Annotated in this window: 9 protein-coding genes; 6 read left to right on the top strand and 3 right to left on the bottom strand. The window is 57.0% G+C overall.

What is annotated here, in order from left to right:
• Positions 1 to 119: 119 nt before the first annotated feature.
• The 5 genes from LW884_07575 to LW884_07555 are packed head-to-tail and all read left to right on the top strand — an operon-like array spanning position 120 to position 12,171.
• A complete protein-coding gene (locus tag LW884_07575) occupies positions 120 to 8,147 on the top strand; it encodes a gliding motility-associated C-terminal domain-containing protein (protein ID MCE3008186.1) in 8,028 nt (2,675 codons plus the stop codon).
• A gap of 5 nt (positions 8,148 to 8,152) precedes the next feature.
• A complete protein-coding gene (locus LW884_07570; protein ID MCE3008185.1) occupies positions 8,153 to 9,178 on the top strand; it encodes a PorP/SprF family type IX secretion system membrane protein in 1,026 nt (341 codons plus the stop codon).
• Positions 9,179 to 9,238: 60 nt separating this feature from the next.
• Positions 9,239 to 10,774, top strand: a complete 1,536-nt coding sequence (locus tag LW884_07565; protein MCE3008184.1) for a PAS domain S-box protein — start codon at positions 9,239 to 9,241, stop codon at positions 10,772 to 10,774.
• A 20-nt stretch (positions 10,775 to 10,794) separates the two neighbouring features.
• The gene (locus tag LW884_07560; GenBank protein ID MCE3008183.1) at positions 10,795 to 11,325 is read left to right on the top strand and encodes an SMI1/KNR4 family protein; all 531 of its coding nucleotides are present in this window, start codon (positions 10,795 to 10,797) and stop codon (positions 11,323 to 11,325) included.
• Between the two features lie 18 nt (positions 11,326 to 11,343).
• Complete coding sequence (locus tag LW884_07555; GenBank protein ID MCE3008182.1) at positions 11,344 to 12,171, top strand: tetratricopeptide repeat protein; 828 nt, start codon at positions 11,344 to 11,346, stop codon at positions 12,169 to 12,171.
• A 214-nt stretch (positions 12,172 to 12,385) separates the two neighbouring features.
• Here the strand turns inward: LW884_07555 and ndk are convergent, their stop codons facing one another.
• Complete coding sequence (gene ndk / locus LW884_07550; protein ID MCE3008181.1) at positions 12,386 to 12,826, bottom strand: nucleoside-diphosphate kinase; 441 nt, start codon at positions 12,824 to 12,826, stop codon at positions 12,386 to 12,388.
• Between the two features lie 100 nt (positions 12,827 to 12,926).
• Positions 12,927 to 13,943 carry a hypothetical protein gene (locus LW884_07545; GenBank protein ID MCE3008180.1) on the bottom strand — a complete coding sequence of 339 codons (1,017 nt, stop codon included), beginning with the start codon at positions 13,941 to 13,943 and terminating at the stop codon, positions 12,927 to 12,929.
• 130 nt (positions 13,944 to 14,073) lie between these two features.
• Here LW884_07545 and LW884_07540 point away from each other — a divergent pair, with 130 nt between their 5' ends.
• A complete protein-coding gene (locus LW884_07540; GenBank protein ID MCE3008179.1) occupies positions 14,074 to 15,231 on the top strand; it encodes a homogentisate 1,2-dioxygenase in 1,158 nt (385 codons plus the stop codon).
• Positions 15,232 to 15,308: 77 nt separating this feature from the next.
• Here the strand turns inward: LW884_07540 and LW884_07535 are convergent, their stop codons facing one another.
• Complete coding sequence (locus tag LW884_07535) at positions 15,309 to 16,238, bottom strand: helix-hairpin-helix domain-containing protein (GenBank protein MCE3008178.1); 930 nt, start codon at positions 16,236 to 16,238, stop codon at positions 15,309 to 15,311.
• Positions 16,239 to 16,296 lie beyond the last annotated feature (58 nt).

Raw genomic sequence — 16,296 nt, 5'->3', positions numbered from 1 at the left:
TGCTGCACGCAGCAGGTAGATCGGAATGAGAAAAAGTGCATCTTTACGCATGAGCTATCTGGTCTTTTCTATCAAGTGAGCATCTTTGATTAAAAGCTACACAAAAACTGACTAAAAGCATGAGGTACCTGTCGTTTCTTTTCCTTGCTCTTGGGCTGAGTGTTTCCGTACTTGGTAGCCGGGCCTATGCACAGGATAATTATAATCTTACGGCGGAGCTAAGCCGGCAGGTAGGGAACCGGGTGTGGATCGACGTATCTATTGAGCGCACGTCTGGGGCCAATTTTTACCTGGGCCCCTCCAACTTCGTATTGCGTATAGACCCCAATGTGCTCGACCTGAGTGGCGTCAACTTCGGTATCGAAACCCAAGGTGTATTCTCTGCCGCCGCCGCCGGACACTACCAGGATGTTCTTCTGGGTACCAACCCGGCGCGGAACATCCTGAACCTGACTGTGTCCCCCGAGCCCGGTATTACCAATGCAGCACCCGTGGTAGACGGTACCAAGCAGCGCATTGCCCGCATCTTCGCCACCGTAAAAGCCACCGCCTGCACCGACAACATAAACCTGGAATGGGAAACCACTACTGGAAACATTACCTCCATCACGGCTTTCCCGCTGGTCATCTCCCCCATTGGTCTGGCAAACATAAAGCCCAATGCCAACTTTGTAGACCCCGTCTCCATTTTTGCGGGTGCTCGCATCACCCCGGCGGCAGCTCTGGATCCTTTCTACTGTGCGGGCACTACTGGTATTGTGCTCAATGGCAATGCCGCCGGAGACTGGACTATCCTGTCAGGCTCCACAGTGGGGCAGCTGGCCGGTACGCTTCTGGCTTCGAATCAGGTAACCCTGAACCTGAACGCCGCCGCCATTACTAGCAGCCAGACCGTTCAGGTGCGGTTTACCCTGGGCAGCTGTACCGATGTGCTGGAGGTAGATGTGCTGCCCAATCCGCCCCTTAGCCTGAATGCCCCCTATGGCGCCACTACGGTGGCAGCTCCCTACATAGCCTGCGACGGCACGCGCATTACCCTGGTGGCTAATCGGCCCGTAAACTGGACGCTGCCAGCCGACAATGTAACGGCCATTACGACGACTAACAATGCTTCTACACTCACCGTGGAGTTTGATGCTACGGTTGCATCCGGTGTTAAGACCATTACCCTCCAGGATCCCGCTGCCTGTGGCGGCTCTACCACCTTCTACTTCGAGGCTCGGCCTGTGGTGGATATTGTAGGCGTAGATCAGGCCTGTGGTGCTACCAGCGAAGACTTTACGGTTGCAGCGGCCAGCAACTGGAGGATTATAAGCCCGGCCATCGGCACAGCCTCGGTGTTTGCCGGAACGGGTACGGGTACACAAAATGGTGTAACCGATGTTACCGTGAATTTTGGCCCTACTCCCGCAGATCGGGTAGATACGCTGATAGCCACCGCCAATGGCTGTTCCGATACCCTATTGATCACGGTGCTGGCTTTTCAGCCCATTCAGGATTTCAACAATGCCACTGTGGGTGGCATCTGCCCAGAGTCTGGGCCCTATCTACTTAGCACGGGCGTGGCAGGCACCGACTGGAGCTTTGCCGCAAATAACTCGGGTGGCTACTTCAACACACCCGCAACGTTCGACGTAGTTGACCAGCCGGCTGTACTGTATTACCCGGGCCAGAATATCACGATCGCTGATCTGACGGACCAGGTACAGGCAATTACACCGGGCCTGTGTGTGGATCTCTTTGACATTACGGTGCGGCCTCAGCCCTCGGTGTCTGTGGCTCCCCTGAATCCGGCTGCAGTGTGCGCTGGCCAGTGGGTTGAGCTAACAGCCACCCTGAATGCCGGTGGCGGCGCAGCTCCTGCTTACCAGTGGCTGCTGAATGGGGGCACAATAGCCGGTGCCACCAATGATACCTACCGCGCTACCCAAACAGGAGACTACAGCGTGCGCGTTACGAACACGGATGCCGGAAACGGCTGTAGCTCCACTACCACCCCAGCTGTGTCGGTTACTGTAAACCCGCTGCCCAGGATAGACCTGGCAGGCCCGGTAACCGTGGTGATACCCAATGCTGGCACAACGCGCCGTACGTATACGGCAACTAACCCCGATGGTGCGGGACTGGACTGGCAGCGGCGCAAGGGCAACGCTGCACCCGAGGCCCTGAACGATGCAGACCCGGCTGCCGCAGGCTTTCAGATCGATTTTGGCCTACCGCCGGTCAGCAGTGCAAACTTCCGAGACACCATTGTGGTAAGGGCTACGAGTCTTGATGGATGTGTGAACACGGATACCGTGTTTGTAAACCTGAACCTATGCGATGCCGTAGTGGGGAACTATGTACCGGCTTCCTCCACAGCTAATGTGTGTATCGGAAACACAGCCACGGTGGTGATAGACGACTTTGTGGGCGAAAAGCTGTACTGGATGCAGAGCACGACCACGACTAATTTCGTCGGTACAGTCAACCTGACCACCAATCCCCCCACCATCGCCGGCGATGCTAATTGGCAGTTCATTGACGAGGGAGCACAGTCTGCCACCCTGATAACTTTACCGCTCACGGCGCTGGGCACCTACTACTACCGCGCCGTGGCCGGAGACCTGAACGGCACCTGCACGGATGTATCCAATGCCTCTTTCGCGCTAACCGTAGGCCCGGCACCTGAGCGCGGCCTCACTGTAGGCAGCGGTGACTACTGCCAGGGCACCACGGCCAGCCTGCTGTATACCGGCACCCTGAGTACGGGCACCACCATCACCTGGCAGACCTCGGCCGACGGAACCTCGGGCTGGACGGCCGCCACAGGCGGTGGTGCCTACCCAAACAATGGAACAGTGGTAAACAACACTGCAGCCGGTACCTCTACCTACACAACGGGTGCCATTACGGCCGATGCGTATTTCCGGGTGCTCATCCAAGAGGTCTGTAGCACCGCCATTGGCGATGTGGTGTTTGTCGCGCGGGCCCCCGTGCCAGTAGCTACCATGGCAAATACGGCGATAACCCTCTGCGAAGGTAGCACCACGCCTGCACTGGGTGGCACCCTGACGGCAGGCAATGGTTTCTGGCTGGACAGCCCCTATGGCGACTTTAGCGCCGAGGCAGACCCCAATGCGACTTTTACCACCGATGTGGGGGTTATAGCAGGCTCTCAGCAGACCGTAACCCTCTACTACCTGGTTACCTCCGGCAGCTGTGATGCCCTGCTGCTGGAGCGGCAGATCACCATCGACCACACCTCCGAGGGTACGTTTGCCACCGCACCTGCCCCCATCTGTGGGGGGGGCAGCACCGGCAGCTTGGGTGTCACGGCTATACACGGCACCGGGGTATGGACCGATGTGAGTCCGGGTGCAGCCGGCACCTTTGTAACAACGAATCCAATATATGCTGCCAATCCGGCCTTGGACCCCAATGCTGTCTACCTCTCGCTTCCCACGCACGCGGGTACAACCCGCACACTGCGCTGGACGGTTACCAACGGTAGCTGTAGCTCCGTACCCTATGAGCAGGATGTAACCATACTGCCACAGGTGGTGAATGGCAGCTTCACCCTGTCGCCCGGCCCATACTGTGCCGGAGCCCTGATTGGTCCCCTTAATGGAACGACAACCAGCGGCGGAACCGAAGCGTATTTGGAGAACGGCAATGGCAGCATTGTTGCCACAGGTGCAGGCACCTTTTATCAGTCGGTAAACTCGGATGGGGGACTACCCATTACCATTACCTACACGGTTGCTACTGCGGGCTGCAATAACCTGGTCATTACCCGCCCTATTACCGTAAACGAAGACCCCTTTGGCACCTTTGATCAGCCCAACCCCATCTGTGCGGGCAGTGCGGCAGTGCAGTTCTCGGGCGTGGCTGTAGACGGTACGGGTAGTTTTTCTCTTGTATCGGGGGGCGGCAGCATTACCAGCACTGGCCTATACACCCCCCCGGTGGATGGTGCGGGCAATGACGCACAAGAGGTTGTGATCCGCTTTACCACCGCCAATCCACCCTGCACACCCCAGACGGTAGACCGAGTGGTACAGATAGGCGATGACCCTGCTATTACCGGCATAGCAGCAGTGCCCAATATTTGTGTGAATGGTACCACCGACCCCTTTAATGTTACCGGTACCAACCTTACCAATACGGGCAACGTGCCCCCGGTAACCCGAACCTGGCGTACCATACTCAATACGGCAGGCAACTATACAGGCCAGGGTGTTTTCGTTGGCCCCAATGGTGGCACGGGCCCGGATGCCCGGTATGTGTCGGTGGCAGCAGATGCCGGAAAATTTGTGCAAGTGGAGTATGAGGTATGTCAGCCTAGCTGCGGTTGTACCACCGCTACCGATGAGTTTTTTGTTTCCGCAGACGTGATAGACGGAAGTTTTAGCACGGCACCTCAGGCCATATGCGTCAATACAGCTACGGCAGGTCTGGGTGCTATGGCGGGCCCGGGCTTTCAGGGTACCTGGAGTGTAAGTCCTGCTGCTTTCGGGGGTACTTTCTCGCCCTCAGTAAACACCCCCAATGCCACCTACACGCCGCCTGTGGGTAGCTCGGGCACCGTGCAGCTGGTATGGACGGTGGAGGCCTCCCCCGGCCCTGGTCCGTGCGGTTTGGCGGCGTTTAGCCAGGAGCTTGTTGTTGCACCCATTCCTTCGGGCACCGTTACGCCCACCACCCTAGCCGACATCTGCTTTGAGGCTGGTGCCACTACCCCCATACTGACGGGCACTGTGGTGACGGGCTTTAGTGGCCGCTGGGCCTCCAGTTCGCCCGCAGTGGGCGGGGGGGGCTTTGTAGCTACCGCTACCCCCAATCAGGTGCGCTATGTGCCGGGCCCAGTAGATGCCGGTACCACCGTGCAGCTGTACTGGATAACCGAGTCAGCCCCCTGCACCCCCGAAACTCTGACCATCACCCTGAATATGGTGCAGCCCCCGGTGGGCGTCTTTAATACCCCACAGGATCCCATCTGTGCTGGATCGGAGACGCCGCCTCTGAACGCGACCGCATCCTTGGGGACCGGAACCTGGACGGCTGTAGAGGCCATTACCAATGTGCCGGTGGCTGGCAGCTTTGTAGATTCGGCTGGTGGCGCGGCACCCAATGACCCTCAAGCGCGCTACCGCTCGGATGCTTTGGACGGAGGCAAAACCATTGAGCTGCGCTGGACGGTGAGCAACGGGATCTGCCCAGCCGATGTAAACACCCGCTTCGTATCTGTGCTGAATACCGCGCTGAATGGCACCTTTGATGCACTGGCCCAGACTACCATCTGCGAAACGGATGTACTGAACCTGGTGGCCACCGTGGGGCCCAGCGGTTCCATCGGCACCTGGAGTGTAGACCCTGCGGGTTATGGCACCTTCGCGCAGTCTGTTTTCAACGCCACGGGTTCAGCCACAGCTGGCAACACAACCTTTACGCCCGTACTCCCCGCCAATAGCACCGGCCTGGTGCCGGTAAACATAAGCTGGACGGTAGAAAATGGTGCCTGTTCAGAGTTCTCCATTACCCGCCAGCTGAATATCAGCAACACGCCTGCCGGTGGCTTCTCTACCAACCTGTTTAGCGTCTGTGCCGGATATTCCACGTCCCTCCTGGTGCCCTTCGTTACCGATGGTACGGGCTACTGGAGCTGTACGAACTGTAGTGCCGGCTCCGCTGCCAGTTTCTTGCCTAATGTAAATACCCAGAATGCACAATTCCAGTCCACTCTGGCAGATGCAGGCCAGCAAGTAACTGTTATCTGGAATGTACAGAGTGATGCGGCTTGCGCGACTATACCCTATTCTCAGCTCCTTCAGGTGGATGTCCCACCCAATGGAGATGCGGGGCCGGCTATAGCCCCCGTATGCGTGGGCGAGCTAAGTGCTATGCTAGCCGGTAGCGGAAATACGCCGATTGCACAGCAGGTTGGCACCGGCCAGTGGAGCTGCGTTGGCTGCTCGGGCGGCTTTACCAGCCCCACCTCCAATCCCAATGCCCGGTTTATACCGGTACAGGGCGATGGCGGCACCAACGTTGCCCTCCGCTGGACGCTGAGCAATGGCGAGTGCCCCGATGTATCCTACACCAAAAATATCATCGTGGATGCTTTGCCGGAGGGAACATTTACTACGCCCATCCCCACGATCTGCCCGGGTGATCCCACCATCTCGCTGGGTGCCAGCATTACCACCCTGGGTGCTACCGGGCTGTGGAGCACAAACGGGGGCGGAACATTTGTGGATCCAATAACCTTCCTTCCAGATCCCACAGACCCCCTTGCACGCTACCAATCGGTACCGTCTGACGACCTTACCAACGTAGTGCTAACCTGGCGCGTGAGCAATGGCAGCTGCGACCCTGTGGATTACACCCAGGCCTTACCCAAGTTTAAGCTGCCTGAGGGGGGATTCTCGCTCTTCACCCCCATCACTATCTGTGCCAATTCCTCTACCAGCACACTGCCAGCCTTCCTGGGTGCGGGTGCCACGGGCGGACGTTGGTTTACCACCAATGGTACCGGCCAGTTTTTGCCCAGCCCCACCACAGCCGGTGCCTCATACCACAGTACGAATGCCGATGCCGCTACTGGCACCATACATCTGACCTGGCGTGTGGGGAACGGAAACTGTATTTCAGACTCTGTAGACTTCACACAGTCGATTGTCGTATCAGGTGTTGCCGTGGCGGGCATCAGCACACCCGCTTCGCCCTCGGTTACCATCTGCCAGGAAGACAGCCTGCGCATAACGGCTGTGGGCCTGCCAGGCTCGGGCTTCTCCTGGACTACTTCAGATCCCACACGCTTTCAGATAGAATCTACCACCAGCAGCGAGAGCAAGATCATTGTCTATCCCAACGCTAGCCAGCAGTTTGAGGTGACAATCTCTGACCCTAGTGGGTGCGTAATAGTGGACAATATCGTGGTCAATGTTATCCCTCCGAATCCCATTGCCATATCTGCTACCACTACCAGTATTTGCCCGGGCGAGGTGCTACAGCTCACGCTGAGCCAGAGTCCGGCCGGGCCGCTCACGGATGTGGTGTGGAGCCCCACCCCCTTTGATGTGTCCGACCCGCTGAACCCTATCGTGCGCCCGCTGGCCAATACCAACTACCTGGTGCGTGCCACCACTTCAAATGGATGCCGAAATACGGCTAGCATCACCATCAATGTGGCACCCTTTACGAATCCCAGATTTGACCTGGTGAACCGGGACGTATGCGGCACCTTTGAGGACTACTTCCTGACCACCGACCCTACCACCATGGCTAGCTGCCAAACGCGTACCTGGTACAGAAACACCCTGGAGGAAGTACAGACCGGCACAAGCCTGAATCCGCTGCTGAGCAATAGCACAGCGGCGCGAGACACCGTACCTTTCCCCATTACTACCCTGGGCCGCTTCAACTACGTAGTGGCCTGCACCGATCCGGCTACCGGCTGCGAGATTCTGGTGGAAGACTCTATCTGGGCCGCCCCTACCCCCACAGCAGGCTTCTATGCCTACCCCAAGGTGCAGGAGGAGGAAGAGGGCATCCCGCCCATCATTCCCCGGGGGCAGGCTCGCCTGCCTATTTCGCCCATCTATGCGCCCGATATACAGATTGTAAGTGCCTTCAGGACCAACGTAACCAACGTACAGGCTGGTTTCGACTCCGACTCGCTGAGTGTGCTGTGGTATGTGGGCGATACGCTACAGCGGGGGGGGGAGTTTATTTCTAATGAACTGAACCCGCTCATTACCTACGGCCGGACAGGTAAGTTTACCATCTTCCAGATCATTACCGAGCTAGTACCCAGGGGCCTGGGCGCACCCTTGCAGAGCTGCGAAGACATCCTGATCCGGCAAGACTATGTAGAAATACGCGAGGAAGAATATGTTTTCCCCACGGCCTTTTCGCCAAACAAGGATGATATGAATGATTTATTCCGTCCGCTACCCCTCACGGGCCAGCCTACTGTGGAGTACATTCGTATTTTTGACCGCTGGGGGAATATGATATTCGAGACCGACAGGCGTACTGGCTGGGATGGAAACGACAGCTCGGGCCGCCCGTTCGATCCGGGTACGTATACCTACAAGGCAAAAATTAACCGCGAGAACAGGGCACCGATCCTCTATGAGGGGGCGGTCACCCTGATCCGATAAGCCGGATGAAACAGCTACTGGTCATTCTCCTCACTTTTCTTCTGGCAGCACTGTGCGTCCGTGCCCAAGACCCCAGCTATGCCATTGTTTATAGCCATCCCCTCATCCTCACTCCGTCTTTTGCAGGTCTAGCCGAGGGCACCTTCAATGCTACCCTGAGCCACCGGGTGCGTACCACCACGCCCACAGAGAAGTTCAACACCAGCACGCTGTCGGCCAACCTGCCGGTCAAGACCAGCTTTGCCTATGGTGGTGTGGGCATGCTGCTACAGACTGACCAAGCCGGCGGAATACGCACCACACAGGGGCAGTTTGCCTTTGCCTACGAGGCACCACTGGGCACCAAGGTGCGCTACCACCACCTGCGTGCCGGCTTCCAGTTTGGCCTCGTGCAGCGCCAGCTGCTAAAGGGTGACTACCGGTTCGAAGACCAGTTTGACGGCATTGGCTTCTCGCGCCCTACGGGCGAGGACCTGAGCGACCTCAGCATTCTATACCCCGACATCAGCCTGGGCCTTATGTGGTATCGGACTCAGAAGATCAAGGGAAATCCGGAGTTCAACCACTATCTTGGCTTCTCCGTACACCACATTAATCGCCCGGTTGTTGAGTTTTTTGACCGCGGAAAGGGCGCACGCCTGAATATGCGCAACACCTTTGTGGGCGGGGGCAGGCTGCGCACACGTACGCCTTTTGACCTAAACCTGCACCTGCAGTACCAAACCCAGAACAACAGCGACCTGTGGAGCGCCTCTTTCTTTACCCGCTTTGTGCTCTACGAAAACAACGTGTGGTTTGGTAGAGAGAAGGCAGCCTTCATACTGGGTAGCACCCTGCGTAATGCCGAGGTCATTACGGCCTTTGGCGGTTTCCAGCTACAGAAGGCATTGACCGTGGGCTTTGGCTACGACTTTTTGATTACCAGCGAAACCCTCGCCCCCAACAGCTATGGTGGCCTGCAGGTCATGGTCAGCTACCTGGTGGGGGGGCAAAATTATCGCGGCTCTGCCCATCCATTCCCCAGCTTCTAACCAGACTATTACTACTGAAAAGCAATGAGTGTTGCAAGCAGAAGATCTCGGAGAATGCGCATGTTGCGCAAGAACATCCGCAACCTGAACCGAGTGTTGATTGTCGTCATGGTTGTCCTCATCGGCTATTTGACGGTGGTGATGAGCCTGGGCACCGACTTTATGAAGACGGGCAAGGAAATATATGTAGAGGGCATTGTGGCCGGCTTCCTCTCCTTCTTCTCTTTTATCACGGTGCTCTTTGTTACCATGCGCCTCAGTGGCCTGACGCGCGGCCTGAAGCTGGACGACCGCCGCAAGGTAACCAAGGCCGAGACCGTGGAGGACAGTAAGTATAAGGTAATGATCCAGAACTCGCTGGATATTATCACCATTATAGACACTGCGGGCAATATCCAGTACCAGAGTCCCTCTATCGAGCGCCTGCTGGGCTATATGCCAGATGACCTGGTGGGTCAGTCTATTTTCGAGCTTATTCACGCCGAAGATCATTCCATCCTGCGCTATGCCCTGGAACGGCAGAGCCACACCTTCTTATTTAGTTTCCGCATCCAGCATCGAGACGGTACCTGGCTCTATTTCGAAAGCAACGGTACTAACCTGCTAGATAACCCGCTCATAGCGGGCATTGTACTGAACTCCAGGGATATAACCGACCGGAAAAAGGAGGAGGACCAGCGCAAGCAAAAGGAAATGGCGGCTCTGAAAATCAACCTGGAGCGAGAAAAGACCGAGAAAGAACGGGATGCTGTAGAGCGCGAAAAGCGAATTATAGAAGAAGGAAAGAAGAAGCTGGAAGAGGCATACAAAATTATTGAGGAGAAGCAGGAAGAAATAACCGATTCCATCAACTATGCCTTCCGTATCCAAAATGCCATTGTACCCCGCGTAGAGGATATCCGCCGCACCTTCGAAAAATCCTTTGTGCTATGGCGGCCCAAGGATATTGTATCGGGCGACTTCTATTGGTATGCAGCCAAGGATCGATACAAGATCCTGGCCGTGGCCGACTGTACGGGCCACGGCGTACCCGGGGCCTTCATGACCATGATCGGGAATACCCTGCTGAACCAGATTGTACTACAGGAGGATACCAATATGCCCGATCAGATCCTCAATCAGCTTCACCTGGGCGTACGAAAGGCCCTTAGGCAAGACCAGGAGGGTAGCAAGAGCCGAGACGGTATGGATATCACCCTGATGATGTGGGATAAGGAGGAAGGCAGAGTATATCTGGCGGGTGCAAATAATCCGGTTGTAGTAATACGTGGCGAAGAGATCCTGGAATATAAGCCCGACAAGATGTCCGTCGGCGGCTTGCAGCTGGAAGAGCAGCGTATCTTTACCCTGCAGGAGCATAGCCTGCAGGCAGGGGATGCCATGTATTTGTATTCAGATGGATTTCAGGATCAGTTTGGTGGAGACGAGGGACGAAAATTTATGGTAGGAAAGCTGAAAAAGCTGCTGCAAGAAGTTTCGACCATGCCCATGGATAGCCAGCGCGAGCTGCTAATTAAGGCCATAGAAGACTGGATGGGCACAGAGTATGAGCAGATTGACGACATCCTGCTCGTTGGCCTACAGTTCCCTAACTAAGCTATTGTGGCCCCCTCGTCATGGCTTTTTTCCCCGAGAAGGACCGCAGACATGGCCACCGAATGCGCGGGCTGCCACCCAATAAATGGGAGCGTGTGGTTCAGAAGCACATTCAGCGCCTGGCCAGGAAGGTAACGGGCGAAATTCCGGCCAGCTATATTGATTTTCTTAAAAGTAGGGAGTACCTGCACTATGCCGACCACGACTGCGACGTGTATGCCGACCCCGGTATAGACAGTCGGCATCTTTATCACTTCAAAATACGTAAATTCCTTAGCGTTAATCCGGACGGTAGCGAGGACCTGAGCAAGAACTACCAGGAGTATCGACGGCGACTTCCGGCCAAGTCGCTGCTGCCCATCGCTTTCGACCAATTTCGGAATGTGATGTGCATAGACACCGATACCGGCGAGATCTTTTTCTGGGACGCGGAGCAGGAGGTGGATCAGGCTGAGATCTCCCTCGCAGATCGCAAGGCCCGGCTGTTCTACGTGGCTCGTACATTTTCAGATTTTAAGGCCCGGCTTTATAAATCCAATCGCTATACGTAACTTCAAGTTTCGGTCGTCATGCTGTGGATCTACACACTTCTTGCGCTTTGTTCGGTATATGTAGCCGATCGTCCCAGGCTTACCTATTACCTGGAGCAGGCCTCCAGGCTGAAGGAGGCACAACGCTTTGAGGCAGCCATCGTGTACCTGGATAGTGCCCTGGCCATGAGCCCCGCCAATGCGGCCGCGCACACCCTGCGGGCTAGCTGCTACCAGGGCCTGGGGCAAGAGGCCATGGCCCTGGCCGACTACGACCAGGCTATCCGGCTGGACCCGAAGAATGACTATGCCTACCTGCTGCGGGCCTATCTGCTTGCTCACTACGATCAATACGAGCAGCTACAGCCCACGCTCTTCCAGAACGACCGAATATACGACGAGGCCTACCTGGCTCGCCTGCAAAAGGACTATCGACTGGATTTTTTGCCCGGCCATACCAGCCTGTATGACTATGCTGCCGCTGTGCGAAGCCTGGACACGGCACTGAGCCTGAAGCGCGACTGTGTTCCCTGCCTGCACCTGCGGGCCAGGCTACAGAAGGCACGCGGAAACACCGCCGATGCCCTGAAGGACCTGGACCAGGCCATAGCCCTGCAGCCCACTGCCGATGAGCTGTATGTGGAGCGTGCCCTGGTGTACCAGGTAATGGGGGAGTACGTGCAGGCCTACTACGACCTGACTACGGCCACAGAGCAGGCCCCCACGAATGCACAGGCCTACCAGAACCGGGCGGTGCTGCTACAGGAGTACCTGAATAATCCGGAGTCTGCCTGCCGAGACTTTCGCACTGCCCACCGGCTGGGGGCCAGGGCACTGCCCGCCTACGCAAGCACTTGCCTGGAGTAGCAGCTGTTTTTTGTACACGCTCTGCGTTGCTAGCACCATGGGCGGGAGGCGCAGGTGACTGCGCTAGCCAGCACTGCGCGAACGCACCCACGGTTGGTAATACCAGTTTTGTCGGCGCACTTCCATGCTGCCCACTGCGTACAAAACAGGCTGAGCACAAAATAATAAAAGCCCCTTTGGGGGGCTTTTATTATTTTGTGTGCCAGCGGGCTGTTTAGGCCATGGCTTTTTCTACGCTCACTTCCTCTATTTCCGAGAAGAAATAGCGGCTTTCGCGCAGGCCGTTTTCATCGCTGTCGCTGCCATGTATGGCATTGGCATCTATGCTATCTGCATACAGCTTGCGTATGGTGCCCTCTGCCGCCTCTTTCGGGTTGGTGGCACCAATGAGCAGGCGAAAGTCTGCTATCGCATTTTCCTTCTCCAGTACCAGGGGTATGCAGGGCCCACTGGTCATAAAGTCTACCAGGTCTCTGAAAAACGGACGTGCCCGGTGCTCGGCATAAAAGCCTTCTGCTTCGGCCTGGCTCAGGTGCATCAGCTTCAGGGCCTTCAACCGGAAACCTGCCTGTAGGATTTGATCCAGAATTTTACCTGCATGGCCCTTGGCCACGGCATCCGGCTTGATGATCGAGAAAGTAATGGTTCCTGCCATGGTGATGGTGGAGATACGTTGTGGGGTAACAAAAACAGTTTATCTAAACGCCTGCAAAATTAGCATTTTTGGACGTGAGGAAACAGGTCTTCCGGATAAATTACTGTGCCTTGTGCTGCCGGACGGCCTTCCATACCGTGCGTTTGTGGGGGTAGGGCAGGCCACGGGCATGCAGCTGGCGCGAGATGCGGTACAGCTGCCGCCAGTGCCACAGCAGGTCTTTCCAGGCCCGGCGCAGCGGATAATCGGGGTCGTACACATGCCCGGGTTCGCTGGCTACCCCATTCAGCTCCATTACCTGGAAGCGGCCCTGCTGCAGGTCTGCCAGGCTGCGTGCTTTTACATCGAAGCGGCCGTAGTAGAAACCCGGTATTTGCATCGCCAGCTCGTGTACGGCCTGGCTGAGTGCGGGGCTGCGTAGGGCCTGGCCGTTTACGAAGGTAGTGCCACGGCAGTGGTTTCCTATGGGCTCCAGCAGCATTTGTTCCCCCGGGGCGGGTATGTAGTCCAGGTCCAGGCGCGTCGTGCTCAGCCGCTGTAGTTGAAAGCGCGCCCGTGGCAGCTCGTTCATTAGCCGACGTACACTGCGTGCCCCATCCCCCTTTACGTGCAGAAAATCCTTAATCACCACGCTGCTTAGTGTGCCCTTGGTCGCATTGGGCTGGCGTATGTAGAAGAGCCCGGCCTCCACCGGCCAGTCTATAAAGGCCTGCACCTGCAGGGGCCTGGTGCCCGCCCGTGCCAGGTAGCTGTCCAGCTGCTCGGGGCTCTCCAGCTTCTCCACGCCGGTGCCGCGCTCTCCCACGTCTGGCTTTACTACCAGCGGGAAGTGCAACCCGGCTGCCAACAGCCCTGCATGGGCCGTAGCCGCATCGGTACCCGCAGGCAGGTCTAGTGTGTGTGGCTTGGCCCCATCGGGTATCAGCTGCATGATCTCGCGCTTGCTCTCGCCCAGCAGACCACCCAGATAGATGCCCGGATTGCCCAGTATGGGCCAGGTAAGGCTGCCTGCCCGCAGGCTATGCCATAGCCACTGCACGATTACAGGCGCGTAAAACAAAGCCGTGGGCCAGTATTCGGGGTGCCGGGCTTTGTGCCATAGGTCTGCCAGCCGCATAGGTGACAAAAGTCATACTTTTTTTCCAACAGCTATCTTAGCTTGCCGTTACAATTCGGGCTCGATACATTTTTGAAAAATAATCGAGAAACGAGTATAATCAAGTACACAAATCATCGCGCTACATACCATGCCACACTACCAATTCCGGGGAACGGTTCCGCCCAAACGCCACACGGTGATGCGCCAGCCCAATGGTGCACTATATCAAGAAGAACTGGTAAGCACCGAGGGATTCAGCAATATATACAGCCTGGTGTACCATGTGCATCCGCCCACTATGGTGAAGCACATAGGTGCCGCGCGCCCCTGTGGCCCAGATATAGATGTGGAACACAACATGCAGAGCCGCAGCTACATGGGCTTTCAGGTAGCGCCCGCAGACGACTACATCAAAAGCCGAAAGATTATGCTGGCCAACGCAGACGTGCAAATCCTGCTGGCAGCCCCCCGCCGTGGTACAGAGGGGTATTTCTTTAAGAATGCCAGTGCGGATGAGGTGGTGTTTGTACACCGGGGCAGCGGCACCCTAAAGACGCCTTTCGGTTCATTGACCTTCTCCTACGGAGACTATCTCCATATCCCGCGCGGGGTGGTACACCAGTTTGAATTCGATACGGAAGACAATCGCCTCTTTATCATCGAATCTTTTACGCCTGTTTATTTCCCCAAGCGCTACATGAACCGCTATGGGCAGTTTGAGGAGCACAGCCCCATCTATGAGCGCGACATCCGCACACCCCAGGCACTGGAGACCCACGACGAGCAGGGAGATTTTCTGATCCAGATCAAAAAAGAGCATTATCTGCATCCCTACACCTATGCCACCCACCCATTCGACTACGCAGGTTGGGATGGCTACTTCTACCCCTACATCTTCAGCATCCACAATTTCGAGCCCATTACCGGCAGGCTACACCTACCCCCGCCTATTCATCAGACGTTTGAGACCAATACCTTTGTCATCTGTAGCTTCTGCCCCCGCCTGTACGACTATCACCCCCAGAGCATACCCGCACCCTACAACCACAGTAATGTAGACAGTGATGAGGTACTGTACTATGTGGATGGCGACTTTATGAGCCGCAACAACATTAAGCAGGGCCAGATAACCCTGCACCCCATGGGCATCCCCCACGGGCCACACCCTGGGGCCATGGAGCGCTCCATCGGCCAGAAGAGTACCGAGGAGCTGGCCGTAATGGTGGATACATTCCGTACCCTATGGCTTACCAAAGAGGCCAGTGCCATAGAGGACGAGAACTACTGGCAGAGCTGGATGCACTAGCAGCAGGCCGGAAGCAGGGCACAGCGAGCTGCAACGGCGAGGCGGCAGGCTAGGGTATGGTCTTGTTTTATCTCGCTTCATTCCGGGTACACGCGAAAAGCCATGTAGGGCAAGGCCCTGCTGCGCCATGCTTCGGATACGGGTGCATGGTCAAAGGTGGGTCGGTTCAGCGAGTCTAGCTGCAGTGCCCATGCCTCCAGCAGGGGCATCTCGCTACCCCGAAAGTACGGGTGGCGGAGCCGGGTAGCCCGGCGCAGCGAGTCCAGCGTCATTACCCCCGCCCGCTGCCGCACATATAGGTAGGGCTGCATGCGCCGATAGTTCTTCTCGCTCAGGCGTGGTAGCTCGCGCAGCTGTTCCACCGCGTGGTAGTAGCCCAGCGTGTGCCGATAGCGCACAATGCGCGCTGCCAGCTTCTGGCCTATGCCAGGCAGCTGGCGCAGGCTGCCGCTGTCTGCCAGGTTCAGGTCCAGGATCGGGATTGTCTTGCCGCAGTAGAAGTACAGCTCCAGGACGCGCCGCTCGTGGGCGCTGAGCGGCACGCGCTGCATCAGGTCTGCATAGTGGCGGTAGGGCCCTTGCTGCTGCCGGGTCATTACCAGCAGGGCGGCAGTTTTGCGGGGCAATAGGCCTGGCTGGCTCAGGGTCTCCGCGCTGGCATAGTTCAGGTTCTGCCGCCTGTGTGGCCCAGGTGCCAGGGTGTCGGCTTCCTTCAGCCGCAGCAGCGCAAGCGTATCTACATACAGCAGGGGTGCCAGCTGCTGCCAGTGCTGGCCCATGTCAGGCACCTGCTGCAGATCCGATACTGCGTGAAAGTAGCCGTGTGCATTCCGGTACGCCACAATCTGCTGCGCCAGGCGTGCCGATACACCCGGCAGCCGCTGCAATTCGGCCTCGTAGGCCGTGTTTACATCCAGCCGGAAGGGCTGCGCCGCAGGGCCCAGCACCTCTGCGGGTGCCCGGGGGGGCCAGTGCTGCAGCAGCCAGCTACCTGCTAGCAGCAGCAAAAGCAGCAAAAAGCCCCGAAATTGAACCGGTAGTTGAGATAACATGTTAAATTTGCGT

Source organism: Bacteroidota bacterium (assembly GCA_021300195.1).
Taxonomy (GTDB): Bacteria; Bacteroidota; Bacteroidia; order J057; family JAJTIE01; genus JAJTIE01.
Note: the sequence above shows the minus strand (reverse complement) of the source record. Positions and strands in the feature narration are given on the sequence as shown.